The organism is Aeromonas sp. QDB31 (genome assembly GCF_027707605.1).
GTDB lineage: Bacteria > Pseudomonadota > Gammaproteobacteria > Enterobacterales > Aeromonadaceae > Aeromonas > Aeromonas media.
Genome location: NZ_JAPCIX010000014.1, coordinates 69,618 through 96,518, shown reverse-complemented (window position 1 = coordinate 96,518; position 26,901 = coordinate 69,618). Strand labels below are relative to the sequence as shown.

At 61.0% G+C, this 26,901-nt stretch carries 22 protein-coding genes; 14 read left to right on the top strand and 8 right to left on the bottom strand.

Annotation, left to right across the window (positions count from 1 at the left end; genetic code table 11):
- The first annotated feature begins 8 nt into the window (after positions 1-8).
- The 3 genes from sixA to PG898_RS14615 all read left to right on the top strand — a co-directional run bounded on the left by sixA (position 9) and on the right by PG898_RS14615 (position 1,935).
- Complete coding sequence (sixA, locus tag PG898_RS14625) at positions 9-476, top strand: phosphohistidine phosphatase SixA (protein ID WP_043130778.1); 468 nt, start codon at positions 9-11, stop codon at positions 474-476.
- A 133-nt stretch (positions 477-609) separates the two neighbouring features.
- Entirely contained in the window at positions 610-816 is a 207-nt protein-coding gene (locus tag PG898_RS14620) for a DUF1107 domain-containing protein (RefSeq protein ID WP_005324080.1), read from the top strand.
- 198 nt (positions 817-1,014) lie between these two features.
- Positions 1,015-1,935: a DMT family transporter gene (locus PG898_RS14615; protein WP_182785600.1), complete on the top strand. Its 921-nt coding sequence runs from the start codon at positions 1,015-1,017 to the stop codon at positions 1,933-1,935.
- A 49-nt stretch (positions 1,936-1,984) separates the two neighbouring features.
- On the opposite strand, the gene PG898_RS14610 is transcribed toward PG898_RS14615, so the two are convergent.
- On the bottom strand, positions 1,985-3,601 hold the full coding sequence (locus tag PG898_RS14610) for a peptide ABC transporter substrate-binding protein (RefSeq protein ID WP_182785599.1): 1,617 nt from the start codon (positions 3,599-3,601) through the stop codon (positions 1,985-1,987).
- Positions 3,602-3,973: 372 nt separating this feature from the next.
- Between PG898_RS14610 and fbp the strand changes: the two genes are divergently transcribed.
- Positions 3,974-5,008 (top strand): class 1 fructose-bisphosphatase, encoded by a 1,035-nt coding sequence (gene fbp / locus PG898_RS14605; protein ID WP_042650393.1) that lies wholly within the window; start codon positions 3,974-3,976, stop codon positions 5,006-5,008.
- 78 nt (positions 5,009-5,086) lie between these two features.
- Here fbp and mfd read toward each other — a convergent pair whose 3' ends face one another.
- Together mfd and PG898_RS14595 are read right to left on the bottom strand one after the other, a co-directional pair.
- Positions 5,087-8,539: a transcription-repair coupling factor gene (gene mfd, locus PG898_RS14600; protein ID WP_182788912.1), complete on the bottom strand. Its 3,453-nt coding sequence runs from the start codon at positions 8,537-8,539 to the stop codon at positions 5,087-5,089.
- Positions 8,540-8,579: 40 nt separating this feature from the next.
- Positions 8,580-9,155 (bottom strand): PilZ domain-containing protein, encoded by a 576-nt coding sequence (locus PG898_RS14595; protein ID WP_106886938.1) that lies wholly within the window; start codon positions 9,153-9,155, stop codon positions 8,580-8,582.
- Between the two features lie 312 nt (positions 9,156-9,467).
- Between PG898_RS14595 and PG898_RS14590 the strand changes: the two genes are divergently transcribed.
- From PG898_RS14590 to lolE, 3 genes are all read left to right on the top strand, one after another.
- Complete coding sequence (locus PG898_RS14590) at positions 9,468-10,703, top strand: lipoprotein-releasing ABC transporter permease subunit (RefSeq protein WP_042650390.1); 1,236 nt, start codon at positions 9,468-9,470, stop codon at positions 10,701-10,703.
- A 97-nt stretch (positions 10,704-10,800) separates the two neighbouring features.
- Complete coding sequence (lolD, locus tag PG898_RS14585) at positions 10,801-11,499, top strand: lipoprotein-releasing ABC transporter ATP-binding protein LolD (RefSeq protein ID WP_042650389.1); 699 nt, start codon at positions 10,801-10,803, stop codon at positions 11,497-11,499.
- Positions 11,499-12,740, top strand: coding sequence for a lipoprotein-releasing ABC transporter permease subunit LolE (gene lolE / locus PG898_RS14580; RefSeq protein ID WP_270824335.1), 1,242 nt, complete (start codon positions 11,499-11,501; stop codon positions 12,738-12,740). Before lolD ends, lolE begins: the two co-directional genes overlap by 1 nt.
- A gap of 100 nt (positions 12,741-12,840) precedes the next feature.
- On the opposite strand, the gene yfbR is transcribed toward lolE, so the two are convergent.
- Both yfbR and PG898_RS14570 read right to left on the bottom strand, forming a co-directional pair.
- Complete coding sequence (yfbR, locus tag PG898_RS14575) at positions 12,841-13,431, bottom strand: 5'-deoxynucleotidase (protein WP_042650387.1); 591 nt, start codon at positions 13,429-13,431, stop codon at positions 12,841-12,843.
- A 90-nt stretch (positions 13,432-13,521) separates the two neighbouring features.
- Positions 13,522-13,956 (bottom strand): YccF domain-containing protein, encoded by a 435-nt coding sequence (locus tag PG898_RS14570; protein WP_043130771.1) that lies wholly within the window; start codon positions 13,954-13,956, stop codon positions 13,522-13,524.
- 133 nt (positions 13,957-14,089) lie between these two features.
- Here PG898_RS14570 and PG898_RS14565 point away from each other — a divergent pair, with 133 nt between their 5' ends.
- The 7 genes from PG898_RS14565 to ppiD all read left to right on the top strand — a co-directional run bounded on the left by PG898_RS14565 (position 14,090) and on the right by ppiD (position 22,823).
- Entirely contained in the window at positions 14,090-14,344 is a 255-nt protein-coding gene (locus PG898_RS14565) for a hypothetical protein (protein WP_042650385.1), read from the top strand.
- 42 nt (positions 14,345-14,386) lie between these two features.
- Entirely contained in the window at positions 14,387-15,697 is a 1,311-nt protein-coding gene (gene tig, locus PG898_RS14560) for a trigger factor (RefSeq protein WP_042650384.1), read from the top strand.
- A gap of 86 nt (positions 15,698-15,783) precedes the next feature.
- Positions 15,784-16,407, top strand: a complete 624-nt coding sequence (gene clpP, locus PG898_RS14555; RefSeq protein ID WP_005324106.1) for an ATP-dependent Clp endopeptidase proteolytic subunit ClpP — start codon at positions 15,784-15,786, stop codon at positions 16,405-16,407.
- Positions 16,408-16,477: 70 nt separating this feature from the next.
- Positions 16,478-17,752, top strand: a complete 1,275-nt coding sequence (gene clpX / locus PG898_RS14550; protein ID WP_005324108.1) for an ATP-dependent protease ATP-binding subunit ClpX — start codon at positions 16,478-16,480, stop codon at positions 17,750-17,752.
- A 140-nt stretch (positions 17,753-17,892) separates the two neighbouring features.
- Positions 17,893-20,247 (top strand): endopeptidase La, encoded by a 2,355-nt coding sequence (gene lon / locus PG898_RS14545; RefSeq protein WP_270824334.1) that lies wholly within the window; start codon positions 17,893-17,895, stop codon positions 20,245-20,247.
- 240 nt (positions 20,248-20,487) lie between these two features.
- Complete coding sequence (gene hupB / locus PG898_RS14540) at positions 20,488-20,760, top strand: nucleoid-associated protein HU-beta (RefSeq protein ID WP_270824333.1); 273 nt, start codon at positions 20,488-20,490, stop codon at positions 20,758-20,760.
- 149 nt (positions 20,761-20,909) lie between these two features.
- Positions 20,910-22,823: a peptidylprolyl isomerase gene (gene ppiD / locus PG898_RS14535; RefSeq protein ID WP_270824332.1), complete on the top strand. Its 1,914-nt coding sequence runs from the start codon at positions 20,910-20,912 to the stop codon at positions 22,821-22,823.
- A gap of 301 nt (positions 22,824-23,124) precedes the next feature.
- Here ppiD and PG898_RS14530 read toward each other — a convergent pair whose 3' ends face one another.
- From PG898_RS14530 to PG898_RS14520, 3 genes are all read right to left on the bottom strand, one after another.
- Positions 23,125-24,717, bottom strand: a complete 1,593-nt coding sequence (locus PG898_RS14530) for an ABC-F family ATPase (RefSeq protein ID WP_005324115.1) — start codon at positions 24,715-24,717, stop codon at positions 23,125-23,127.
- Positions 24,718-24,928: 211 nt separating this feature from the next.
- Positions 24,929-26,584: a cation acetate symporter gene (locus PG898_RS14525; protein WP_042650381.1), complete on the bottom strand. Its 1,656-nt coding sequence runs from the start codon at positions 26,582-26,584 to the stop codon at positions 24,929-24,931.
- Positions 26,581-26,892 (bottom strand): DUF485 domain-containing protein, encoded by a 312-nt coding sequence (locus tag PG898_RS14520; RefSeq protein ID WP_005324119.1) that lies wholly within the window; start codon positions 26,890-26,892, stop codon positions 26,581-26,583. Before PG898_RS14520 ends, PG898_RS14525 begins: the two co-directional genes overlap by 4 nt.
- Between the last annotated feature and the right edge of the window lie 9 nt (positions 26,893-26,901).

Here is a 26,901-nt window from a genome sequence, read left to right as displayed (position 1 = left end):
AGGTTGTAATGAAAATCTACATCATGCGTCATGGCCAGGCTGGCATGAACGCAAAGACTGATGAACAGCGTCCACTGACCGAGCAAGGCATCGAAGAGTCCATCCACATGGCGGGCTGGTTGGCCCCTCAGCTGACAGGCTCTCTGAGCCTGGTGATCCACAGCAACTACGTGCGTGCCAGACAGACCTGGCAGGCCATCTCTGCCGAGCTGCCCGAGGCCCTGAAGGTCGAGGAGAGCGGCGAGATCACCCCCTATGGGGATCCGGCCTTCGTGGCGAGTTATCTCACCGCGCTGGCGGAGACCCACGACAATATCCTGATGGTCAGTCACCTGCCTCTGGTCGGGTATCTGGTGCAAAGTCTCTGCCCGGCGGCAGGGGCGCCCATGTTTGCCACCTCGGGTCTGGCCTGCATCGAGTGGCAAGATGGCAAGGGGGTCTTGCTCTGGCTGGAAGGACCGCATACAATACGATAAAAGTTAATAAAAAGTTACAGATTGGTTTTTTGGGGAAGAGAGAGTCGATTTTTCCGGTTTTTTATACAAATTTAACGGAATTATCTCGCATAAGCTGCTGTCATACGGATACAACTGCAAGAGGTTGCAAACGATGAGAGTGTTCAAGAAGTACCTGCCACTGATGGTGGCAAAGCATGTCAAAACCTTCTTCAAGGGACGGATCTACATCCACGGCAGGGGGCGCTTCGATTTCCAGTCGGGCCTGCTGATGATGCCACTGCAAGCCGATATTCCCCATCGTCAGACGGTGCTCGAAGTCAACGAGTTGATATCGAGGCTGCACATGGATGCCGCTTGAGTTGCATCAGCATGGCCATCTCCCCCTCATGCCCGCCCTGTGCGGGCATGATTGTATCTGGGGCTGAGTGAAGCAGTTTGAGCCCGTTCAAGTTTATTTCTGGATGAGGTTGTCGCGCCCCGCATCAGTGCGCTTGCTTATCCTGTTTGCCTCTCTATACTCCCGCGAAATATCCGCCCCCTTTCTCTGGACATAGTGATGCCCCTTGCCTTTCTGTTCCCCTTCTCCTGCATGGCCATCTGGGCCGGCAACGGCATCGTCAGCAAGCTGGCGGTGGGGGTGCTCTCGCCGGCCGCTCTGGCCTGGTCCCGCTGGATGGTGGCGGCCCTGGTACTGACTCCTTTCCTCGCGCGGCGGGCCTGGCGCATGCGTGACCAGTTGCGGGCCGGTTTCTCCCGGCTGACCATGCTGGCCCTGCTCGGCATGGTGTTGAACCAGACCTTCGGTTACTACGCGGCCCAGACCCTGGGAGCCACCGAGATCGGGCTGATGATGGGACTGACCCCGCTGATGACGGTGCTGCTCAGCATCTGGCTGCTGCGCGAGCGCCCCACCTGGGGCGCGCTGATAGGCGGTGTCATTTCCATCCTGGGGCTGGCCATCTTGCTGGGGCAGGGGGACCCGACCCGCTTGTTCACCCAGGGTATTCATATCGGCTCCGTCTACATGCTGCTCTCGGCGGCCACCTATGCGCTCTACAGCGTGCTGCTCAAGCGTTGGGATCTGGGGCTCGACAACTGGTCCATGCTCTACGGCCAGGTGCTCTGCAGCCTGCTGTTCCTCACCCCCTTCTACCTGCTGGTGGATGGCAAATGGCCGGATGGCAGCGCGCTCTGGCTCATCCTCTATGCGGGGATCCCGACCTCGGCCCTCTCACCCTGGCTCTGGATGCAGGGGATAGCCCTGCTGGGGGCCAGCCGTACGGCTATCTTCATGAACTTGCTGCCGGTGATGACGGCGGCGCTGGCCATCAGCTGGCTGGGGGAGGAGCTGACCAGCTATCACCTGATTGGTGGCGGCATGACACTGCTTGGCGTGCTGCTGGCGCAGCTGCTGGTCAAACCGGTGAGGGTGCGGCGGCGGGCCCGGCTCGCGATGGCCACCTGCCGGGAAGATTAAGAAGAAAGACCGCCGAAAGGCGGTCTTTTTGTATGCGGGATAGCGAACCTTATTGCGCGGTCAGATAGAGGTCTTTCGAGTAGACCAGATCCTGCGGGTTCTGATAGGGGTAGCCCTTGATGTTGGGCTTGAGAAGGCGGGATTTGACGTAGAAGTAGACCGGAGCGATGGGGGCCTCCGCATCGATCAGGGCTTCGGCCTGTTGATAGAGCTGGTTGCGCTCGGCCGGATCTCTGGCGTCATGGGCTTTGGCCAGCAGGGCGTCATACTGCTTGTTGAACCACTTGCCGCTGTTGGCGCTGCTGCTGGAGGTCATGATGTCGAGGAAGGTGGAAGCATCGTTGTAATCCCCGTTCCAGGCGTAGCGGCTGACCCCGAAATCTCCCTCGTTGAGGGCCGATACCATGGTCTTCCACTCCATGTTGTTGAGCTTGGCCTGGACGCCCAGGTTGTGCTTCCACATGGAGGAGATGGCCAGCGCTATCTTCTTGTGTCCCTCGTTGGTGTTGTAGAGGATATCTACGTCCAGGGGCTTGCCCGGGCCGTATCCGGCCTCGCTCAGCAGCGCCTTGGCCTGGGTGATCCGCTCCTCCTTGCTCATCAGCTCGCTCGCCGGGCGCTTGAGTTCGAAGCCGTCCACAATGGGCGGTGTCAGGCTGAAGGCAGAGAGCTGGCCCTGTCCCAGGATCTTCTCGGTGATGGTGTCCCTGTCGATGGCAAGAGACAGCGCCTTGCGTACCTTGGGGTTGTCGAACGGTTTGCGCTGGGTGTTGAACACGTAGTAGTAGGTGGCCAGGGTCGGTACGCTCACCAGCTCCTGCGGACTCTGCTGCTTGAGCTGCTTGTACTGCTCCAGCGGATAGCTGGTGTAGTGCAGCTCGCCGGCGCGATAGCGGTTGTAGGCGGCGGTGTCGGAGACTATCTCCAGATAGAGCACCTTGTTCAGCACCGTATGCTGGTTGTCCCAGTAATAGGGGTTGCGCTCGGAGATGAGACGCTCGTTGGGAGTCCACTCCTTGAGCACGAAGGCGCCGTTGGAGACGATGTTGCCCGGCTTGACCCACTCATGTCCGAACTTCTCTATGGTCGCCCTGGGGGCCGGGAAGGTGGTGTAGTGGGAGAGGGTCTTCAGGAAGAAGGGCACCGGGTTCTTCAATGTGATCTGCAGGGTATGGGCGTCGAGTGCCTTGATGCCCAGCGCATCCGGGCTCTTCTTGCCCTGCACCACGTCACTGGCGTTGGTGACACCGGTCAGCTCGATGAACCAGGCATAGTTGGAGGCATTCTTGGGGTCCGCTGCCCGCTGCCAGCCATAGACGTAATCGGCTGCCGTCACCGGCTCGCCGTTGGACCACTTGGCATCGGGTCTCAGTTTGAAGGTGTAGACGGTGCCCGTGGGATCGAGCTCGTAGCTCAGGGCGCCGGCAGGCTGCAACTTGCCGTCGCCATCCAGGGTGTAGAGTCCTTCGAACAGATCGTTGACGATGTCGCTGCCTGCGGTCTCTTCCACCATCTGGGGGTCGATGGAGGCGGGTTCGGTGCCGATGTTGCGGATGAAGGTTTGCTGTTCTGCTGGCAGCAGCTTGGTACCGGCCGGTACCTGGGCCGCCAGCGCGGGGAGCGCGAGCAGGGCGGCAACCGCACCGGCAATGAGAGTCCTTTTCATTGAATATCCTTATGTTTTTTTGCTTCCAAAGCCAGAGCAGTGTGCGGGATTGATGGCGAGATCTCAAGAGGGGGACCGACTGGCATTGCGGGGCGAATGCCGGATGGGGAAGAGTGGAGACAGGAAGTGTGAAGTAGCATTCTCGTCACGAATTAACATGATGAAAGACGCCAATCGAAGCCCTTTTTTCAGCGCTGCATGCCGTACTGACGGGGTTTTCTGGTGATTTATACGCCGGCTTAATTCGCTGCAAAAACAAAAAACAGGCGTTACATTGGGTTACAAAATAACGCTGCCGAGGATCGGCACTTTTTTTGCCGACACTTGCAAACGTTTTCAACGGCCAACGGAAACGATCTTAAAGGAACAAGAATGCGAAACATGATCACCATGGGCGAGTTCATCGTCAAGAAACAGGCGGACTACCCTACCGCGACCGGCGAGCTGACCTCCTTGCTCAGCTCCATTCGCCTGGCCGCCAAGGTGGTGAACCGGGAGATCAACAAGGCGGGGCTGGCGGACATCATCGGTTCCATGGGGGCCGAAAACGTGCAGGGGGAGGTGCAGCAGAAGCTGGACGTCTACGCCAACGAGCGCTTCAAGGCGGCGTTGGAGGCCCGTGGCGAGGTGTGCGGCATGGCGTCCGAGGAGGAGGAGGACTTCGTCTCCTTCGATTCCGAGCTCTCCCGCCACTCCAAGTATGTGGTGCTGATCGATCCGCTCGACGGCTCTTCCAACATCGATGTCAACGTCTCGGTCGGGACCATCTTCTCCATCTATCGCCGGGTCAGCAAGCCGGGCGCCGGGGTGACTCTGGAGGACTTCCTGCAGCCGGGCAACCGTCAGGTGGCCGCCGGTTATGTTGTCTACGGCTCCTCCACCATGCTGGTCTACACCACGGGCTTTGGGGTCAACGGCTTTACCTACGACCCTTCCATCGGCTGCTTCTGCCTCTCCCACGAGAACATCCGCATTCCGGAGGAGGGCAAGATCTACTCCATCAACGAGGGCAACTACATCAAGTTCCCGGACGGGGTGAAGAAATACCTGAAATATTGCCAGGAGCGGGACGAGGCGACCCACAGGCCCTACACCTCCCGCTACATCGGCTCCCTGGTGTCGGATTTCCACCGCAATCTGCTCAAGGGCGGCATCTACATCTATCCGTCCGGTACCAACTCCCCGAACGGCAAGCTGCGCCTGCTCTACGAGTGCAACCCCATGGCCTTCCTGGTGGAGCAGGCCGGTGGCAAGGCGTCCGACGGCTTTGGTCGCATCATGGATATCCAGCCCACGGCGCTGCACCAGCGTACCCCCTATTTCGTGGGCTCCACCAAGATGGTGGAGCGGGCCGAGGCCTTCATGCGGGAATTCTCCGCCCACGAGGATCCGGCCCGTCAGGGGTGATGCCAGGCGTGTCGCGGCGAGAGTCACATAAAAAACGGGAGCCGATATGGCTCCCGTTTTGTTTGGCGCTGGCAGCCATTAGAGGCTGTGGCTGGCGAGATCCGTCAGCAGTGCATCCACCAGTTTGAGCCGCATGGCCCTGTCCTGGTTCGGCACCTGGAAGCGCAATCGGGTGGGTCCATCCATTTTATAGATACGTGGCTGCTCGGATAGCAGTTTTACTAGATAGGTCGGGTTGACCTTGGTTTCCTGGGTGAAGTCCAGGTAGCCGCCGCGATCGCTCATCTCCACCCGGCGAATGCCCAGCGCCGTGGCACGCTGGCGGAAGGCCGCGATCTCCATCAGCGTCTTGGTCGGCTCCGGCAGCAGGCCGAAGCGGTCGATGAGCTCCACCTTCAGCTCGCGCAGCTCCTGCTCGTCCGCCGCACTGGCGATGCGCTTGTACATGGACAGACGCATGTTGACGTCCGGGATGTAGTCGTCCGGCAACAGCGCCGGCAGGCGCAGCTCCACCTCGGTGTGCTGGCTCATCAGCTGTTCGAGCGATGGCTCCTTGCCGTTCTTCAGCGCCTCCACCGCCTGCTCCAGCATCTCCATGTAGAGGGTGAAGCCCACCGATTCGATCTGGCCGCTCTGATCGTCGCCGAGCAGCTCGCCCGCGCCCCGGATCTCCAGATCGTGGGTCGCCAGCGCAAAACCGGCGCCGAGATCTTCGAGCGACGCGATGGCTTCCAGCCGCTTGGCCGCATCCTTGGTCATCAGCTTGGGATGGGGGGTGAGCAGGTAGGCATAGGCCTGGTGGTGGGAGCGGCCGACCCGACCCCGCAACTGGTGCAACTGGGCCAGCCCCAGGTGATCCGCCCTGTCCATGATGATGGTGTTGGCGCTCGGCACGTCGATGCCGGTCTCTATGATGGTGGTGCACACCAGCAGGTTGAAGCGCTGGTGGTAGAAGTCCGACATGATGCGCTCGAGGTCGCGCTCGCGCATCTGGCCGTGGGCGATGCCGATACGCGCCTCCGGTACCAGTTCGGCGAGATCGCTGGCGCACTTCTCGATGCTCTCCACGTCGTTGTGCAGGTAGTAGACCTGACCGCCGCGCTTGAGCTCCCGCAGCACAGCCTCGCGCACCACGGCTGGCTCGTGCTGGCGCACGAAGGTCTTGATGGCGAGCCGCTTGGCAGGCGGGGTGGCGATGATGGAGAGATCCCGCATGCCGGACATCGCCATGTTGAGGGTGCGCGGGATCGGTGTTGCCGTGAGGGTGAGGATATCCACATCGGCCCGCAGCGCCTTGATCTTCTCCTTCTGGCGTACCCCGAATCTGTGCTCCTCGTCGACGATGAGCAGCCCCAGATCCTTGAAGGTGAGGTCGGAGCCGAGCAGCTTGTGGGTGCCTATGATGATGTCCACCTTGCCATCGGCCAGCTCCTTCAAGACGCTGGTCTGCTCCTTGGCGGAGCGGAAGCGGCTCAGCACCTCCACTCGCACCGGCCAGTTGGCGAAGCGATCGCGGAAGTTGTCGTAGTGTTGCTGGGCCAGCAGAGTGGTGGGCACCAGCACGGCCACCTGCTTGCCGCCGTGCACCGCTACGAAGGCCGCCCGCATGGCCACTTCGGTCTTGCCAAAGCCCACATCGCCGCACACCAGCCGGTCCATGCTCTTGGCCTGGCACATGTCCCCCAGCACCGCATTGATGGCATTGAGCTGATCCTCGGTCTCCTCGAACGGGAAGCTGGCGGCAAACTGGCGGTAGCTCTCCTTGTCGTGCTTGAAGGCAAAGCCGGCACGGGCCGCGCGTATGGCATAGACGTCGAGCAGCTCGGCCGCCACGTCGCGCACCTTCTCCGCCGCCTTGCGCCGTGCCTTGACCCAGGCCTCGCCGCCGAGCTTGTGGCTGGGGGGGTTATCCGACCCCGTGTAACGGCTGATGAGGTGGAGGTTGGTGACCGGCACGAACAGCTTGTCGCCACCGGCGTATTCCAGGGTGAGGAACTCGGTGGGCAGGCCGCCGGCATCCAGGGTCTCGAGCCCGAGATAGCGGCCGACCCCATGATCCAGGTGCACCACGGGCTGGCCCTGGGTCAGTTCGCCGAGGTTTCTGATCACCGCATCCGAGCTCAGGTTCTTGCTCTTCTCCCGCTGCCGCTTGCTTCTGATCTTGCCGCCGAGCAGCTCGGTCTCTGTAATGAGGGCCAGGGCCTCTGCCCCAGCGGGTTCCAGCAGGAAGCCCCGCTCCAGCGGGCTGACCAGCAGGCCATGGCGCGCCTTGCTCCCGACGAACTCATCGAGGGAGGCGAACTCCTTGGGTTGTAGCTTGATCCGCGCGAGCAGATCGCCTAGCCCCTCGCGCCGCCCCTCGGACTCCACCGCGAACAGGGTGCGGCCGGCAAAGCCTTGCAGGAACTGGCTGAGGGCCAGCAGGGGCTGCTCCTTGCTGTGATCGAGCTGCAAGTCGGGCAGGGGGGCGATGGGCAAGTCGTGCTGGCCCGTGCCGCCGTCGGTGGCGGCCTCCTGCAGGCGCACGGCGCCGTACTGACCTAGGGCCGCAAACAGCTGCTCCACCGGCAGGTAAATTTGCTGGGGAGGCAGCAGGGGGCGGGTATTGTCCCAGCGCCTGTCTTCATAGCGCTGGCCTATGTCGTTCCAGAAGCGCTGGGCCGCCGGGTAGATCTCCCCCACGGTGAGCAGCAGGGTGTTGTCTGGCAGGTAGTCAAACAGGCTGGCGGTCTGGCTGAAGAAGAGCGGCAGATAGTATTCGATGCCGGCGGGCCAGCGCCCCTTGCTCACCTCCTGATAGACGGAGCCCTCGGCGCGCGACAGCTCGAACTGCTCGCGGAACTGACCGCGAAACAGCTCGATGGCGGCCTCGTCGGTGGGAAATTCCCGGGCGGGCAACAGGCTCACCGACTTGACCGGCTCGCTGGAGCGCTGGCTCTCGGGATCGAACGGGCGGATGGAGTCCACTTCGTCGTCGAAGAAGTCGATGCGATATGGCCGGTTGCTGCCCATGGGGAAGAGATCCAGCAGGGAGCCGCGGGCGGCGAACTCGCCGTGCTCCAGCACCTGCTCCACCGCCACATAGCCCGCCTCGGCCAGCCGCCCCCGCAACTGTTGCAGGTTGAGGCGCTGGCCGCTGGTCACCATCAGGCTGTATTTGTCGAGATAGGCCTGGGGCGCGGTGCGCAGCATCAGGGTAGAGATGGGCACGATCAGCACGCCGCTGCTCATCTGCGGCAGCCTGTAGAGGGTCTCGAGGCGCTGGGAGATGATGTCCTGGTGGGGGGAGAAGGTGTCGTAGGGCAGGGTTTCCCAGTCCGGGAACATCAGCACCGGGCAGCCTTGGTCGGCCAGCAGGTACTGCAACTCCTGTTCGAGGCGCAGGGCACTCGGGGTATCGGCAGTCACCAGCAGGACGGGGCGGTTGGCCTCCCGGGTGAGGCGGGCTGCAACCAGCGCCAGGCTGCTGCCGACCAGCTGGCCCAGGGTCAATTTCTGGCCCGCTTTGGCGGGCAAGGCGGGGAGTTTCATTGGCATCGTTTGATTCTTTTAACGTTGACGTTGGCTGTGATTAGCGCTGACGCTCTTGGGCACGTAGTTTGAGCTGCTTGGATTGCACGTGCAGACTGGCACGCACCAGCAGCTCCCTGTCATCCTCGCGGATCCGCACATAGTCGAGCACCACATGGGTGCCATGCTCGCCGGGCTCCCGCTGCTTGACTTCGCCATAGCAGTAGACGGCGGAGGCCTCTTCCCGCAGGAAGATCTTGAGCCGCACTAGCTGGTGCAACTGCGGTGGCTCGCCGTGACCCTGGCGTGGGTGCAGGTAGGTGAGCTGACCGGCGCCAAAGCGCAGGGTGTGGAAGCGATGTTCGGGGTGATCCTGCGCCGCCAGCACGAAGCCCATGATCATGTCGATCTTGCGGGACTGCTGATTGATGATCTCCACCAGATCGTGCATGGACTCGTTCTGGTTGCGTAGCAGGCGGCTGCTCACCAGGTCGATGGAGGTGATGGCGGAGGCGATGCGAAAGGGCTCGGGCAGTTCGGCATCAAGGGCCTCCAGCGTCGGCAGGTGAAAGTCGGCCGGCATGGGGATCACATTGACCGGCGTGGCATGGGTGACGCTGAAGAACTGTTCCTGCATGGAGGCTATCCCTTGTTGTCATAGACGATTTTTTATAGGCACTGTTGACCTTGCCCCGCCGCGGCGTCCCCGGCCTGGTGCGAGACGCCATCTCCGGCCGTCCCCGGGGCTCTCCCGTCACTGTGGGCGCGCAACATGGCGGCGGGGGCCTGCGCATTGGGCAAAACATGGCGCCATAGGCTGTCTCTTGGGCTCAGGGGAATGGGCCATTGCGCCAGCCCCGGCGTCATCTGCTGCGGCAACGCGGCTTGCGTTGAGGCGTCAACAGACCCTATTATCCGGCATCTTATTTTGTTGGCAACGTAGATATCCTTGAAGACCGGACTTTTTCAGCCACTCTCGCTGGCCATAGGCCTGCGTTATGCAGGCTCGCGACGCAGTAACCGCTTCGTCTCCTTTATCTCCCTGTTTTCCACCTTTGGCATCGCCATCGGGGTTGCTGCCCTGATGGTGGTCATTTCGGTAATGAACGGGTTCGAGGGGCAGCTCAAGGGGCGCATTCTCGGGGTGATCCCCCACGTGGTGGTGACCAATCCGGCGGGGCGCATCGATGCCCATCCGCCCGGTCTGCCCGATCTCGACAAGCTGCCCCACGTGGTGGCCACGGCCCCCATGCTCGACAGCGAAGGCATGTTGCAAAGCCCGGGCCAGCTCACCGGGGTTAGCGTGCAGGGGATAGATCCGGCCCGCTGGCCCAAGGATGACATCCTCCATGCCCAGATGCTGGGGGGGCGGCTGGACAGCCTGCAGCGCGGCCAATACCACATAGTGCTGGGGCAGGGGGTGGCCAACCGCCTCAAGGTCTCCATTGGCGACGAGGTGCGTCTCATCCTGACCGAAGGGACCCGTTTCACCCCCTTTGGCCGGGTACCGGCCCAGCGGATCTTCACCGTCTCCGGCATCTTCGGGGTCGGCGCCGACGTGGATAGCCAGGTGGCGCTGATTGCCCTTGGGGACGCCCAGCGCCTGCTGCGCCTGCCCGAGGAGACAGTGGGCGGCATCCGCCTCTGGCTCGACGATCCCTTTGCCGCCGACCAGGTGGTGAAAACCGCGCTGCCGGACGGGCTGGAGTGGCAGGACTGGCGCCGGGAGCGGGGTGAACTCTTCCAGGCGGTGGCCATGGAGAAACGCATGATGGGGCTGATGCTGGTGCTGATCATCGCGGTCGCCACCTTCAACATCCTCTCCGCCCTGGTGATGGTGGTCACCGACAAGGAAGGGGAGGTGGCCATATTGCGCACCATGGGCATGAGCGAGTCGGGGATCGTCAAGATTTTCATGGTGCTGGGGGCGTCGAGCGGCGTCATCGGCGCCCTGTTTGGCGGTCTGGCGGGGCTGGCCCTGTCGTTCGGACTCAACCCCCTGCTCGATGCAGTGGGGCTCAACCTCTATATGGCGGCGGGGGGCAGCGGTCTGCCGGTCATCGTCGAACCCGCCCAGGTCATGACCATCTTGCTGGGGGCCGTGCTGCTGAGCTTCAGTGCCACCCTCTATCCGGCAGCCCGTGCGGCCCGGGTCAAACCGGCCGAGGCATTACGTTATGAATAGCGCTGTGAATCCATCATCTTCTGTTGTTACCTCCGGTGCGAGTGCCGGCGTTGTGACTGGTGCCAATGTGGTCACTGGTATAAGTGGAGCCCCTGTTATGAATGAACCCCAGTCCTGCGAGCCTCTGCTGCGCTGTCAGGCCCTCAACCATGTCTATAAAGAGGGCAATCTGGAGACCCAGGTGCTCAAGGGGATAGATCTCTGCGTCGCCCCAGGCGAGATGCTGGCGGTGGTGGGGAGCTCGGGCTCGGGCAAGACCACCTTGCTGCACCTGATGGGGGCGCTGGACAACCCCTCGAGCGGCGCCGTGTTGTTCAAGGGGCAGGATATCCACCACTGGGACAGCAAGACCCAGGCTCGTTTTCGCAATCAGGAGCTGGGCTTCGTCTATCAGTTCCACCACCTGCTGGCCGAGTTCACCGCGCTGGAAAACACTGCCATGCCGCTGCTGATCGCCGGCGAGTCGGTGGCGAGCGCCACTGACAAGGCGACCCGGATGCTGGGACGGGTGGGGCTCTCCCACCGTCTCAATCACCGGCCTTCCGAGCTCTCCGGTGGCGAGCGCCAGCGGGTGGCCATCGCCCGTGCCCTGGTCAACGAGCCGAGCCTGGTGCTGGCGGACGAGCCTACCGGCAACCTGGATCATGCCAGCGCCACCGCGGTGTACGAGCTGCTCTGCGAGCTCAACCGCGAGCTGGGCACCGCCTTCGTGGTGGTCACCCATGACTTGAGCCTCGCCGCCAAGCTGCACCGCCGGGTGACCCTGGTGAGCGGCATCATGGCGGAGGTCGCCTGATGTTCAAGCCGCTGCCCCTCTTTCTGGGCCTGCGTTACAGCCGCTCCCGCCGTCGCAACGGCTTCATCGCCTTTATTTCCGCCTCCTCCCTCATCGGCATCGCCCTCGGGGTGATGGCCCTGATTCTTGGCCTCTCCGCCATGAACGGCTTCGAGCGGGAGCTCAAAAACCGGGTGCTCTCGGTGGTGCCCCACGGGGAACTCATCGGCATGGAGGCGCCCCTGCTGGACTGGCCGAGGCTTCGGGACTACCTGCTGGCCCAGCCCGGGATCGAGGCCGCAGCCCCTGTCATCCGCCTCGATGGCCTGCTGGAGCACGGCTCCGCCATCAAGGGGGTGCAGGTGCGCGCCGTGCTGCCAGAGCTCGAGGCGAACCTGTCAGATGCAGGCAACTACATGACGGGGCTGGGGTTTCGTGAACTGCAGGCGGGCGAGCACGGGGTGATCCTCGGCAAGACCATCGCCGACAAGCTGGGGGTCAAAATAGGTGACCCCGTGACCCTGCTGCTGCCCCAAGGGGGAGACGAGACGGGGATCAAGAATCCCCGGCGGGAGACCCTGACCGTGGTGGGGCTGCTGGAGATCGGCGGCCAGCTCGACGGCGTGCTCGGCTTCATGCACCTGACCGATGCCCAGTCCATCACCGGCATGGGCAGCGCGGTGGAGGGCTTCAGCCTCAAGGTGAACGACGTGCTCAAGGCGCAGTCCATCACGGTGGCGGCCGCCCGCAAATTCCCGCACTACGTCTACATCAGCAGCTGGATGAGCCGCCAGGGGTACCTCTATCAGGACATCCAGATGGTGCGCACCGTCATGTACGTGGTGATGCTGATGGTGGTGGCGGTGGCCTGTTTCAACATCGTCTCCACCCTGGTGATGGCGGTGAACGAGAAGCGTAGCGAGATCGCCATCCTCAAGACCATGGGGGCGAGCCCGGGCCAGATCCGGCTCACCTTCGTCATCCAGGGGATGGTGAACGGGGTGGCGGGGGCCTTGCTCGGTGCCCTGCTCGGCGGCCTGCTCTCCAGCAAGCTGACCCAGATCCTGAGCTTTATCGAACAGCTCATCGGCCATCGCTTCTTGAACCCGGACATCTACTTCATCGACTTCCTGCCGACCGAGCTGCACATGCAGGATCTGGTGATAGTGACCAGTGCCGCCATCCTGATGAGTCTGCTGGCCACCCTCTATCCCGCCTGGCGGGCGAGCGGTCTGGTGCCCTCCCGGGAGCTGGGTCACTGATCCGCGAGCCAGGTCTGCCAAGCCTGGCAATATACTGAAAAAGAAGGGCCCGCCGGTCTGCACCGGCGTGCCCTTCTCTCTTCTGGTCGTTCCGACTGGCTTAGTGGGCGTTGAGCTCATCGAGGGGCAACGAGAAGCTCGCCACGAACACATCGATAAAGTAGCGCATTGCCGGGTTCATCCTGGCCTCCAGCATCTGTTCGAGGCGCTTGCGCGCGGGCTCGAACTCCCGGTTACCTGCATTTATCTCCTCCAGGCACTTGGTATAGGCGCAGAGGGTGTCGGCATCCTTCACCAGCCGGGCCAGGGTGTCGTCCTGGGCGCCGGAGTCGAGCAGGGGGCGAAAGTCTTCCACCAGCTCGGGGGGTAGCATGCCCAGCAGGCGCTGTTCGGCGGCGAGTTCAATCTTCTTGTACTCGCGGGCTATCTCGGGATTGAAATACTTGACGGGGGTGGGCAGATCGCCGGTCAGCACCTCGCTGCTGTCGTGGTAGAGGGCCATGACGGCGGCGTGGTTGGCATCCACCTTGCCATCAAACAGCCGGTTGCTGATGACGCCGAGGGCGTGGGCCACCATGGCGACCTGCAGGCTGTGCTCGGCGATGTTTTCCGGCTGTATGTTGCGCATCAGCGGCCAGCGGTAGATGAGCCGCATGCGGGCGAGGTTGGCGAAGAAGTGGCTGGGCAGCATGGAAGACCTCGAACTGGGGCAATGAAAAAGGGCAGACCCTAGTCTGCCCTTTTTTGACATCCCAGGCATAGCCTGGCGATGCATTCTTGTTTAGCGAATATAGCGACCGGACTCGGCCTCGTGGTTGGTCACCACCATCTGGCCTATGGGGGCCAGGGCAATCAGGGCCAGCTTGAGGTGCTGGATGCCGAACGGAATGCCGATGATGGTCACGAAGCAGGCCAGGGCCGAGGCGATGTGGCCGATGGCCAGCCAGATCCCGATCACCAGGAACCAGAGGATGTTGCCAATCATCCCGAGCGCACCTGTGCCGATGTCGCTCTGGCCGGTCATGCTCTTGCGGCTCACCGCCTGCTTGCCAAACGGGAAGAAGGTGAAGGTGCCGATGACGAAACAGGCCCGTCCCCAGGGGATCCCTATCAGGGAGACGAAGCAGAGCAGCCCGGCCAGCCACCAGGCCAGCCCCATGAAGACGCCTCCCAGTACGAACCAGAGCAGATTGAACAAGAAGCGGAAAAAGGACATGTGGGTCACTCCAGACTCATAAATTGGCAGTCACCATAGCGAGCGGCGCAGAGGGACGCAATGGCTGATGCGAGAAGGTGGACAATTTGGGTCGCAGACCCGCTGATCGGATGCACCCTGACGACGCAGGAAGATGAAAAAAGCATGGTGTGGCGCACAAAAGGGTGAGCAAGCGCAAATTATTGCGGGCCGGATGCTTGAAGTAGGCGCAAGGCTTCCCCATATAGGAGGCAGTCTTGCGCAAATTGTGCTGTCTGTGCCCCGGATGGGGGATGTGCGGCTCGACGCGACCAATGTGCGCCGCTATAATGTCGCGTCATATTTTCTCATCACAAAGACAGTCGTTGTCTTTATAAACAGGAAGACTCCGGGCTTTGCCCAGGGGTAATAAAGGGTCAGCACACAGTGCTGAGTTGAACGAGGTAAAAGAATGCAAGTTTCTGTAGAGACAACCCAAGGTCTGGAACGCCGTCTTACCATCACTGTACCGGCTGCTACCGTTGACGCTGCCGTGCGTAAAGAATTGAATGGCCTGGCCAAGACTCGTCGCATCGACGGTTTCCGTCCTGGTAAGGCTCCGGTTGCCATCATCAAGAAGATGTTCGGCGCCATGGCCCATGCCCGCGTTGCCGATGAAATGATGCAAAACAACTTCATCAAGGCCATCATCGAAAGCAAACTGAGCCCGGCCGGTGCCCCGACCATGGATCCGAAAGAGATCAAGGAAGGCCAGGATTTCGAATTCACCGCCACTTTCGAAGTGTACCCGGAGTTTGAAGTTGCCGGTCTCGAGAGCATCAAGGTTGAGAAGCCGGTTGCCTCCGTCAAGGATGCCGACCTGGCCAACATGATCGACACCCTGCGCAAGCAGCACGCCACCTGGTCTGACGTCGATGCCGCTGCCGCCAATGGCATGCGTGTCACCCTGGACTTCGTCGGTTCCATCGACGGTGAAGAGTTCGACGGTGGCAAGGCCGAAGGTTTCACTCTGGAACTGGGCGCCGGTCGCATGATCCCTGGCTTCGAAGACGCCATCCTGGGCAAGAAAGCGGGTGACGAGTTCACCATCGAGGTGACTTTCCCGGCTGACTACCACGCCGAAGCCCTGAAAGGCAAAGCGGCCAAGTTTGCCTCCAAGCTGATCAAGGTTGAAGAGCAGGTGCTGCCTGAGCTGACTGAAGAGTTCGTCAAGCGTTTTGGCATCGAGAGCGGCAGCGTTGAAGAGCTGAAGGCCGAAGTGCGCAAGAACATGGAGCGCGAACTGGCTCAAGCCCTGAAAAACAGCGTGAAAGAGCAAGTGCTGAACGGCCTGGTTGAAGCCAACCAGATCGATCTGCCGAAGGCTGCCGTTGCCCAGGAAATCGACGCCCTGCGTCAGCAAGCCCTGCAGCGTTTCGGTGGCTTCCAGGGCGGCAACGCTCCTGAACTGCCGGCCGAGCTGTTCCAGGCGCAAGCCGAGCGCCGCGTACGCGTCGGTCTGCTGCTGGGTGACGTCATCCGCACCAACGAGATCAAGGCTGACGACGCCCGTGTGACCAGCATCATCGAGTCCATGGCCACTGCCTACGAAGATCCGAAGGAAGTGATCGAGTACTACCAGAAGAACGAGCAGATGCTGAACGGCGTTCGCAACCTGGCGGTAGAAGATCAAGCCATCGACCTGATCCTGTCCAAGGCGCAAGTGACCGAGAAAGAAGTTGCATTTGACGACGTGATCAACAAGTCCGGTGCCGCTGCCTAAGAACATTTGACTTAAGGTCAAAACTGTTAAGTATAATGGCTCGTGTGATCTCCACTCGGGCCATTTTATTTTAGGGACAATGCCTTATGTACAAGAACTATAACGATGTGACTGAATCCCCACGCAATGCGCTCATCCCTATGGTGGTCGAGCAGACGGCTAAGGGTGAGCGTTCCTACGACATCTATTCCCGTCTGCTCAAGGAGCGGGTGATCTTCCTGACCGGTCAGGTTGAGGATCACATGGCGAATCTGGTGGTGGCTCAGCTGCTGTTCCTGGAGTCCGAGAACCCGGATCAGGACATCAGCATCTACATCAACTCGCCGGGTGGTGCCGTCACAGCAGGGATGTCCATCTATGACACCATGCAGTTCATCAAGCCGGACGTCAGCACCGTCTGCATGGGGCAGGCCTGCTCCATGGGCGCCTTCCTGCTGGCCGGCGGTGCCAAGGGCAAGCGTTTCTGCCTGCCTAACGCTCGGGTGATGATCCACCAGCCGCTGGGCGGCTTCCAGGGCCAGGCATCTGACATCCAGATCCATGCCCAGGAGATCCTGAAAATCAAGAATACCCTGAATGATCGTCTGGCTTTCCATACCGGACAGGACATGGCCACCATAGAACGCGACACCGACCGTGACAACTTCATGTCGGCCGAGCAGGCTGTGGCCTATGGTCTGGTTGACGGCATCCTGAGCCAGCGCGGCTGAGCAGGGTATCCCGTCCTGTTGTAAACTCAACAGGACGATCCATCCTCTATTGATAAAACGAGGTCGCTGAATGACAGAGAAACGCAAGGGTGAGGGCGACAAGCTGCTTTATTGCTCTTTCTGCGGCAAAAGCCAGCATGAAGTGCGTAAGCTGATCGCTGGCCCTTCCGTCTACGTATGTGATGAGTGTGTCGAGCTGTGCAACGACATCATCCGCGAGGAGATCCGCGAGATCTCTCCCAAGCGCGATGGTAGCGAGCTGCCGACCCCTCATGAAATCCGCGCCCATCTGGACGACTACGTGATCGGGCAGGAGTACGCCAAGAAGGTGCTGGCAGTTGCCGTCTATAACCACTACAAGCGTCTGCGCAGCGGCAGCGAGTCCGGTGGTGTGGAGCTTGGCAAGTCCAACATCCTGCTGATTGGCCCGACCGGCAGCGGCAAGACCCTGCTGGCCGAGACGCTCGCCCGTCTGCTGGATGTGCCCTTCACCATGGCCGATGCCACCACATTGACCGAAGCCGGTTATGTGGGCGAGGACGTGGAGAACATCATCCAGAAGTTGCTGCAAAAGTGCGACTATGACGTGGAGAAGGCCCAGCGCGGCATCGTCTACATCGACGAAATCGACAAGATCTCCCGCAAGTCGGACAACCCTTCCATCACCCGCGATGTGTCCGGGGAAGGGGTGCAGCAGGCACTGCTGAAGCTGATCGAAGGCACCATAGCCTCAGTGCCACCGCAAGGTGGCCGCAAGCATCCGCAGCAGGAGTTCCTGCAGGTTGATACCTCCAAGATCCTCTTCATCTGTGGTGGCGCCTTCGCCGGCCTGGACAAGGTGATCGAGCAGCGTTCCGTCAAGGGGACCGGCATCGGGTTTGGCGCTGACGTCAAATCCAAGAATGCCAAGGCGACCTTAAGCGAGAACTTTGCCAAGGTGGAGCCGGAGGATCTGATCAAATACGGTCTCATCCCCGAGTTCATCGGTCGTCTGCCGGTGGTGGCGACGCTCACCGAGCTGGACGAAGCGGCCCTCATCCAGATACTGAAAGAGCCGAAGAACGCACTGACCAAGCAATATGCTGCGTTGTTTGCCCTGGAAGAGGTGGAGCTGGAGTTCCGTGACGACGCCCTGAACGCCATCGCGCGCAAGGCAATGGAGCGCAAGACCGGTGCCCGTGGCCTGAGGTCCATCGTCGAAGCCGTGTTGCTCGACACCATGTATGACCTGCCCTCCCTGGAAGGGGTCAGCAAGGTGGTGATCGACGAGACGGTGATCAAGGGGGACTCCGCGCCCCTGATGATCTACGACAATCCCGAGACACAGGCCGCAGCGTCAGAGTAACTGACTGATTTTTAATCACATAAAGGGGCATTTTGCCCCTTTCATGCTTTTTACGGCCAAGGCGATTGAATCTCATCTTTGCGCCCCCATATACTCAGCCAAGCGCTTTGCCAACGGTATAACAAGCCGAGAGGACATATATGAACCTAGAGCGTTCAGAACGCATCGAGATTCCCGTCCTGCCTCTTCGTGACGTGGTGGTTTACCCCCACATGGTCATTCCACTCTTTGTGGGGCGGGAAAAATCCATTCGCTGTCTGGAAGCGGCCATGGAGCAGGACAAAAAAGTCCTGCTGGTGGCCCAGAAGGATGCGTCGACTGACGAGCCTACGGTGGAGGAGATCTTCTCCGTCGGGACAGTGGCCAACATTTTGCAGATGCTCAAGCTGCCTGACGGCACCGTCAAGGTGCTGGTGGAAGGGGGCCAGCGTGCCCGTCTTGAGCGGATGATCGATGACAAAGACTTCTTCGTCGGTGAGGCGCAGTACATAGCGTCTGCCCCCATCGAAGAGAAGGATCAGGATGTGCTGGTGCGCTCCGCCATCGGCCAGTTTGAAGGCTACATCAAGCTCAACAAGAAGATCCCGCCCGAGGTGCTGACCTCGATTTCGGCGATCGACGATGCGGCGCGCCTGGCTGACACCATGGCTGCCCACATGCCGCTCAAGCTCGAAGACAAGCAGAAGGTGCTGGAAATCGCCTCTGTATCCGAGCGCATCGAGTTTCTGATGGCCATGATGGAGTCGGAGATCGACCTCTTGCAGGTCGAGAAGCGCATCCGCTCCCGGGTCAAGAAACAGATGGAGAAGAGCCAGCGGGAGTACTATCTCAACGAGCAGATGAAGGCCATCCAGAAAGAGCTGGGTGAGCTGGAAGACAGCCCGGACGAATTCGAAGCCCTCAATCGCAAGATTGACGAGGCGGGGATGCCGGACGATGCCCGTGAGAAGGCTCTGGCCGAGCTTGCCAAGCTGAAGATGATGTCCCCCATGTCCGCGGAAGCCACAGTGGTGCGCAGCTATGTGGACTGGATGGTGCAGGTGCCGTGGAAGGCCCGCTCCAAGGTCAAGAAGGATCTCGCCAAGGCACAAGAGGTGCTTGATTCGGATCACTATGGCCTGGACAAGGTCAAGGATCGCATCCTCGAATACCTGGCGGTGCAGGCGCGGGTGAACAAGCTCAAGGGCCCCATCCTCTGCCTGGTCGGGCCTCCCGGTGTGGGCAAGACCTCGCTCGGTCAGTCCATTGCCAAGGCGACCGGTCGCAAGTACGTGCGCATGGCGCTCGGTGGGGTGCGTGACGAGGCGGAGATCCGCGGTCACCGCCGCACCTATATCGGCTCCATGCCCGGCAAGCTCATCCAGAAGATGGCAAAAGTCGGCGTGAAGAACCCGCTGTTCCTGCTCGACGAAATCGACAAGATGAGCTCGGACATGCGCGGCGACCCCGCGTCCGCCCTGCTGGAAGTGCTGGATCCCGAACAGAACAGCAGCTTCAACGATCACTATCTGGAAGTGGATTATGACCTGTCGGACGTGATGTTCGTGGCCACTTCCAACTCCATGAACATCCCGGGTCCGCTGCTGGACCGGATGGAAGTGATCCGTCTGTCCGGTTACACCGAGGACGAGAAGCTCAACATTGCCAAGCAGCATCTGCTGGCCAAGCAGATCCAGCGCAACGGTCTGAAAGAGTCCGAGATCACCATCGAAGACTCTGCCCTGATCGGCGTCATCCGCTATTACACCCGCGAGGCGGGGGTGCGTAGCCTGGAGCGCGAGATCTCCAAGATCTGTCGCAAGGCAGTCAAACGCATCCTGCTGGACAAGAGCATCAAGCATGTTCTGGTCAATCAGGAGAACCTCAAGGAGTTCCTCGGGGTACAGCGTTTCGACTATGGCAAGGCCACCGATCAGAATCAGGTAGGCCAGGTGTGCGGGTTGGCGTGGACCGAAGTGGGGGGCGATCTGCTCACCATCGAGACCACCAACGTGCCGGGCAAGGGCAAGCTCACTTACACCGGTTCACTCGGTGACGTGATGCAGGAGTCCATCCAGGCCGCCATGACGGTGGTGCGGGCCCGTGCCGAGAAGCTGCGCATCAACGCCGACTTCTACGAGAAGCGCGACATCCACGTGCACGTGCCGGAAGGGGCGACCCCGAAAGACGGCCCGAGCGCCGGTATCGCCATGTGTACCGCCCTGGTCTCCAGCCTCACCGGCAACCCGGTGCGTGCCGACGTGGCCATGACCGGCGAGATCACCCTGCGCGGCGAGGTGCTGCCCATCGGGGGTCTCAAGGAGAAACTGCTGGCGGCTCACCGTGGCGGCATCAAGCGGGTGCTCATCCCGAAAGAGAACGAACGCGATCTCGAGGAGATCCCGGACAATGTCAAACAAGACCTTGAAATTTATCCGGTTCGCTGGATTGATGAGGTGCTTGCACTGGCGTTGCAGGACAATCCGCAGGGTTTCGAACGCGTTTCTGTCGTGTAAATGTTGATGCGCCGCAAATTTGGCGCATTCGGGGGGTGGTTAAGGCTTGCATGCACCGGATAACGGAAGTAGCCTTGACCACCGATCGGGTACTCATGATGAGTCGCAATGCGTGATGTGGCGCGGGTTTGCGCCAGATTGTCACTTGCAACTGATCAGGAGGCTTGTTATAAAACCTCCACTTGTTGTGGCCAGGGAAATCAGTGCCGCAGCGATGTTCGATAAAAGGGGAATATAAGAGTGAATAAATCTCAACTGATTGACAAGATTGCAGACGGTGCTGATATCTCCAAAGCTGCCGCTGGCCGTGCGCTGGATGCTTTCATTGACGCCGTGGGTGAAGCCCTGAAAGAGGGTGACCAGGTTGCTCTGGTTGGCTTCGGTACTTTCGCCGTTCGCGAGCGTGCCGCTCGTTCTGGCCGTAACCCGCAAACTGGTGCGACCATCGAAATCGCCGCCGGTAAAGTTCCTGCCTTCAAAGCCGGCAAGGCCCTGAAAGACTCGGTCAACTAAGCCGGGCGCTGATGTTCATCGGCTCCGACCTTGGTCGCTGACCAGACAAGTGAGAGGGCTCTCCCTCATACTGATTGACCAAGGCGCATCGCAATCGGTGCGCCTTTTCATTATTTACGCCCATCGAGTTCGGGAGCATAAGTACAAACATGATGTTGGATAAACTACGCGAAGGGGCGCAGGGCAAGGTAGCCAAGATTATCTTGGGCCTGATCATCCTCTCCTTTGCCTTGGCCGGTGTAGGCAGCTACCTCAATGGCCCGGCACGTACCGCCCCCGCTACCGTCAACGGCAATGACATCAGTGCCCCCGCACTGGAGAATGCCTATCGCAACGAGCGGGCCCGCATGGAATCCCAAATGGGTGAGGCCTTCAATCAGCTGGCCGCCAACCCCGACTACATGAAACAGTTCCGCCGCGGCGTGCTGGACCGGCTGATCGATCAGGCGCTGATCGATGACAAGGCCCGCTCCCTCGGCCTGCGCGTCAGCGACGAGCAGATCAAGCAGGCCATCGTGGAGATGCCGGAGTTTGCCGAGGACGGCAAGTTCAGTAACGATCGCTACCTGCAGCTGATCCGCCGCGCCGGCATGACGCCTGAGATGTTCCGCGACTCCCTGCGTCAGGACATGGTGCGCCAGCAACTGATGGGCGCCCTGCTGGGCTCCGAATTCGCCCTCAAGGGCGAGGCCGAGCAGCTCGACAAACTCTACAACCAGACCCGGGACCTGCGCCTGGTGCGCCTGGCTGCCTCCGCCTACATGGGTGAGGTCGATGTAAGCGACGCCGAGGTGGATCAGTTCTACAAGGCCAACAGCGGTCGCTTCATGAATGACGAGAAGGTCAAGGTCGACTACCTGCTGCTCGATGCCGCCAACCTCAGCAAGAACATCAAGGTCACCGAGCAGGATGCCCAGGATTACTACGATCAGCACCAGGACCTGTTCCAGCGTGCCGAGCGTCGCCGCGTGGCACACATCCTGATCCCCTTTGGCAAGGATGAGAAGGCGGCCCAGCAGAAGGCTGACGAGCTGCTGGCCAAGGTCAAGGGCGGTGAAGACTTCGCTACCCTGGCCAAAGCCAACTCCAGCGATACCTTCTCCGCCAAGAAGGGCGGCGAGCTGGACTGGTTCGAGAAAGGGGTGATGGATCCTGCCTTCGAGCAGGCGGCCTTTGCGCTGGCCAAGACTGGGGATCTTTCCGCAGTGGTGAAGAGCCCGTTTGGTTTCCACATCATCAAGCTGCTGGCCGTCGAGCCCGCCAAGACCAAGATGTTCGCCGATGTGATGAGCGAAACCATCAGCCGTCTGCAAGCGGACAAGGCCAAGGAGCTGTTCTTCGCCGAGCAGCAGAAGATGGCCGACAGCAGCTTCGAGAACCCGGACTCGCTGGATCTGACTGCCGAAGCCATGGGTCTGAAGGTGATCTCGTCTGATTACTTCAGCCAGGCCGATGCCCAGGCACCCCTCAATGATCCCAAGGTGCTTGCGGCTGCCTTCTCCGAGCAACTGCGCGACGAGAACACCAACTCCGATGTGATCGAGCTCTCCGATGGCAAGGCGCTGGTGCTGCACATCATGGGTCACCAGCCGAAAGCGGCCAAGCCGCTGGCGGAGATCAAGGATCAGGTGATTGCGGCCATCAAGCATGAGAAGGCCAGTGAAGTAGCCCGTGGCAAGGCCCAGGGCCTGCTCGACAAGCTGCACGCCGGCGAGGACATCCAGGCCGATCTGACCGCCCTCGGGCTGAAGGTGGAGAGCCACAAGGGTGTCTCCCGCTTCGCCCAGGAGATGGATCAGAACCTGCTGGCCCAGGCGTTCCGCATGCCCCATCCGAAGGATGGCAAGCCGAGCGTCGAGTTGGTGGCCGAAGCCAATGGCGATCGCGTAGTGGTGGCGCTCGACAAGGTCAATGTGACCAAGGAACCGTCCCAGATGGTGAGCCTGCTGCAAGGGCAGCTCGGTCAGGGCAAGGCTCAGGCCGACTACAAGTCGCTGATCGACGAGCTGCGCAAGGCGGCCAAGATCGAGTACTTCACCGACGTGGAGGCAACCGTCGAGTAATCGACTCACGCCCTCATTGAAAACGGCTCCCTGATGGAGCCGTTTTTTTATGTCCCGACCATGCTCCGCTCGGCAAGCTCGGGCGGGTTGAAGAGGGAAGGGCCGGGTACCGGCTTGTGCAGTCTATCCTGGCAGAGGATAAGCCGGACAGCTGGATGACAAGCGTGCGGCTCCTGTACAGCGCTCTTGCTCTCCTAACCCAGCTCTCGCAGTGGGAGACGCAGGGGAGAAGGGAACAAGGAGGAATAAAAAAACCGGCGCCACTGGCGCCGGTTTTACGATGAAAGACCTGGGGAAGGAGTTACACCACACCCTGGCTGCGCAGGTAATCCTCGTAGGTGCCGCCGAAGTCGCGGATGCCGTTCTCGGTCAGTTCCATGATGCGGGTCGCCAGGGACGACACGAACTCACGGTCGTGGGAGACGAAGATCAGGGTGCCCTGGTACATCTCCAGCGCCAGGTTCAAGGATTCGATGGATTCCATGTCCAGGTGGTTGGTCGGCTCATCCATGATCAGGATGTTGGGGCGCTGCATCATCAGCTTGCCGAACAGCATGCGACCCTGTTCGCCACCGGAGAGCACCTTGACCGGCTTCTTGATGTCGTCCTGGGTGAACAGCAGACGACCCAGTACCGAGCGCACCGCCTGCTCGTCTTCGTTGGCCTGTTTCCACTGGGCCATCCAGTCGAACACGTTGAGGTCGGTGTCGAAATCGTCGGCGTGATCCTGGGCGTAGTAGCCGATCTGGGCATTCTCGGACCACTTGATGGTACCGCTGTCCGGCGCCAGCTCGCCCATGAGCGTCTTGATCAGGGTAGATTTACCGATGCCGTTGGTACCCAGGATGGCGACCTTCTCGCCCACTTCCAGCATCATGCTCAGGCCCTTGAACAGCGGCGCCTCACCATAACCCTTGGACACCCCTTCCACTTCCAGGATGTTGCGGTAGAGCTTTTTGTCCTGCTCGAAGCGGATGAAGGGGTTCTGACGGCTGGAGACCTTCACTTCCTCGATCTTGATCTTGTCGATCTGCTTGAGGCGGGAGGTAGCCTGGCTCGACTTGGAGGCGTTGGCACTGAAACGGGAGACGAAGGATTGCAGGTCTGCAATCTGAGCCTTCTTCTTGGCGTTGTCGGAGATCAGACGCTCGCGGGCCTGGGTGGCCGCCGTCATGTACTCGTCGTAGTTGCCCGGGTAGACGCGCAGCTCGCCGTAATCCAGATCCGCCATGTGGGTGCAGACGGAGTTCAGGAAGTGACGGTCGTGAGAGATGATGATCATGGTACTTTCACGATCGTTGAGCACCTGCTCCAGCCAGCGGATGGTGTTGATGTCCAGGTTGTTGGTCGGTTCGTCCAGCAGCAGGATGTCGGGGTTGGAGAACAGCGCCTGTGCCAGCAGCACCCGCAGTTTCCAGCCCGGGGCCACTTCGCTCATGGGGCCGTTGTGCAGCTCGATGGGGATGCCGGCACCCAGCAGCAGCTCGCCGGCGCGGGATTCGGCGGTATAGCCGTCGTATTCTGCGACCAGGCCTTCCAGCTCGGCAGCCTTCATGTAGTCGTCGTCGGTGGCGTCGAGGTTGGCATAGATGGCATCACGTTCGGCGATGGCAGCCCACAGCTCGCTATGGCCCATCATGACCACGTCCAGCACGCGCATCTCTTCGTAGGCGAACTGATCCTGGCGCAATTTACCGATGCGCTCGTTGACGTCCAGGCTCACATTACCGCCAGTGGGCTCCAGATCGCCGCCGAGGATCTTCATGAAGGTGGACTTGCCACAGCCGTTTGCGCCGATGAGGCCGTAGCGGTTGCCGCCGCCAAACTTGACGCTGATGTTCTCAAACAGCGGCTTGGCGCCGAACTGCATGGTGATGTTGTTGCTGCTTAACAAAGGAGATGTCCCGGGTTGTCTGTCAAATGGCGCGCATTATGGCACAGATCCCCCGAAAGTTTTAGCAAGAACTGTGATCGAGACCCATTGCAAGGGGGGAATGTGACGGGAAAGGCACCACTCGCTGGTGGGCCGGGAAAGAGGTGGCGAGGGGGAATGCCCTGAATGAAAAAAGCCGGCACTGGGCCGGCTTGGGGGCGGTCAGACAACCTTAGTGGGCGGAGGCGCCGGAGGCACCGAGCCCGGTCTGGGAGCGGACGAACTGCGGGAAGAACTTCTGGTGTTCCTCGGAGGCGTTCTGGGACTTGTCGGTGACCGAGAAGAACCAGATCCCGATGAAGGCCAGCGCCATGGAGAAGAGCGCCGGGTATTCGTAGGGGAAGATCGCCTGCGCATGGCCCAGTACCTTCACCCACACGGTCGGGCCCAGGATCATCAGGGTCACGGCGCTGATGAGCCCCAGCCAGCCACCATAGACGGCGCCGCGAGTGGTCAGGCGAGACCAGAACATGGAGAGGAAGAGCACCGGGAAGTTGCAGCTTGCCGCGATGGAGAAGGCCAGACCCACCATGAAGGCGATGTTCTGCTTCTCGAACAGGATGCCCAGGCCGATGGCCACCACTCCCAGCACTAGCGTGGTCATCTTGGAGACGCGCAGCTCGTCGGCTTCGTTGGCCTTGCCTTCCTTGATGACGCAGGCATAGAGGTCGTGGGAGACCGCAGAGGCGCCCGCCAGGGTCAACCCGGCGACTACGGCGAGGATGGTGGCGAAGGCCACGGCGGAGATGAAGCCGAGGAACAGGCTACCCCCCACGGCATCGGCCAGATGGATGGCAGCCATGTTGGTGCCCCCCAGCAGGGCGCCGGTGGCGTCCTTGAAGTCCGGGTTGGTGCTGACCAGCAGGATGGCACCGAAGCCGATGATGAAGGTCAGGATGTAGAAGTAGCCGATGAAGCCGGTGGCATAGAACACCGATTTACGGGCTTCCTTGGCGTCGCTCACGGTGAAGAAACGCATCAGGATGTGGGGCAGGCCGGCGGTGCCGAACATCAGCGCCAGGCCGAGGGAGATGGCGGAGATGGGGTCGGCCACCAGACCGCCCGGGCTCATGATGGCGGCGCCATTGGCATGAACCTTGACGGCCTCGCTGAACAGGGCGCCGATGTCGAAGTTGACGGACTTCATCACCATGATGGCCATGAAGGAGGCGCCGGAGAGCAGCATGACCGCCTTGATGATCTGGACCCAGGTGGTGGCCAGCATGCCGCCGAACAGCACGTAGAGCACCATCAGGATGCCGACCAGCACCACGGCCACATGGTATTGCAGGCCGAACAGCAGCTCGATGAGCTTGCCGGCACCCACCATCTGGGCGATGAGGTAGAGGGCCACCACCACCAGGGAGCCGCTGGCGGAGAGGCTGCGCACCGAGGTCTGCTTGAGGCGGTAGGAAGCCACGTCGGCGAAGGTGTACTTGCCGAGGTTGCGCAGCCTTTCCGCTATCAGGAACAGGATGATGGGCCAGCCCACCAGGAAGCCGATGGAGTAGATGAGACCGTCATAGCCGGAGGTGTAGACCAGGGCGGAGATGCCGAGGAAGGAGGCGGCGGACATGTAGTCACCGGCGATGGCCAGCCCGTTCTGGAAGCCGGTGATGCGCCCGCCGGCGGCATAGTAGTCGGAGGCCGAGCGGTTGCGCTTGGAGGCCCAGTAGGTGATGAACAGGGTAGCGGTCACGAAGACCACGAACATCACGATGGCCGAGATGTTGAGGGGCTGGCGTTGCACCTCGCCGGTCAGCGCATCGGCCGCCAGCAGGGGGGTGGAGACCAGGCCGGTGAGCAGCAGCAGAGACTTGCCTTTCATGATTGCACTCCCTTGAGGATCTTCTGGTTCAGCTCGTCAAACTCGCCGTTGGCCCGCAGCACATAGATGCCGGTCAGCACGAAGGAGGAGACGATGAGGCCTACGCCAACCGGGATGCCGCGGGTGATGCTGGAGCCTTCGCTGAGCGGAGTGCCGAGCCAACCCGGGGCAAAGGCGATGAGCAGGATGAACGCCAGGTAGAGCCCCAGCATCAGAATGGAGAGGGTCCAGGCGAAGCGCTGGCGTTTGCTGACCAGCTCCTGGAAGTTGGGATCTTGCTGGATCCTCAGATAACGTTGCTGTTCCATTGCAGTTCT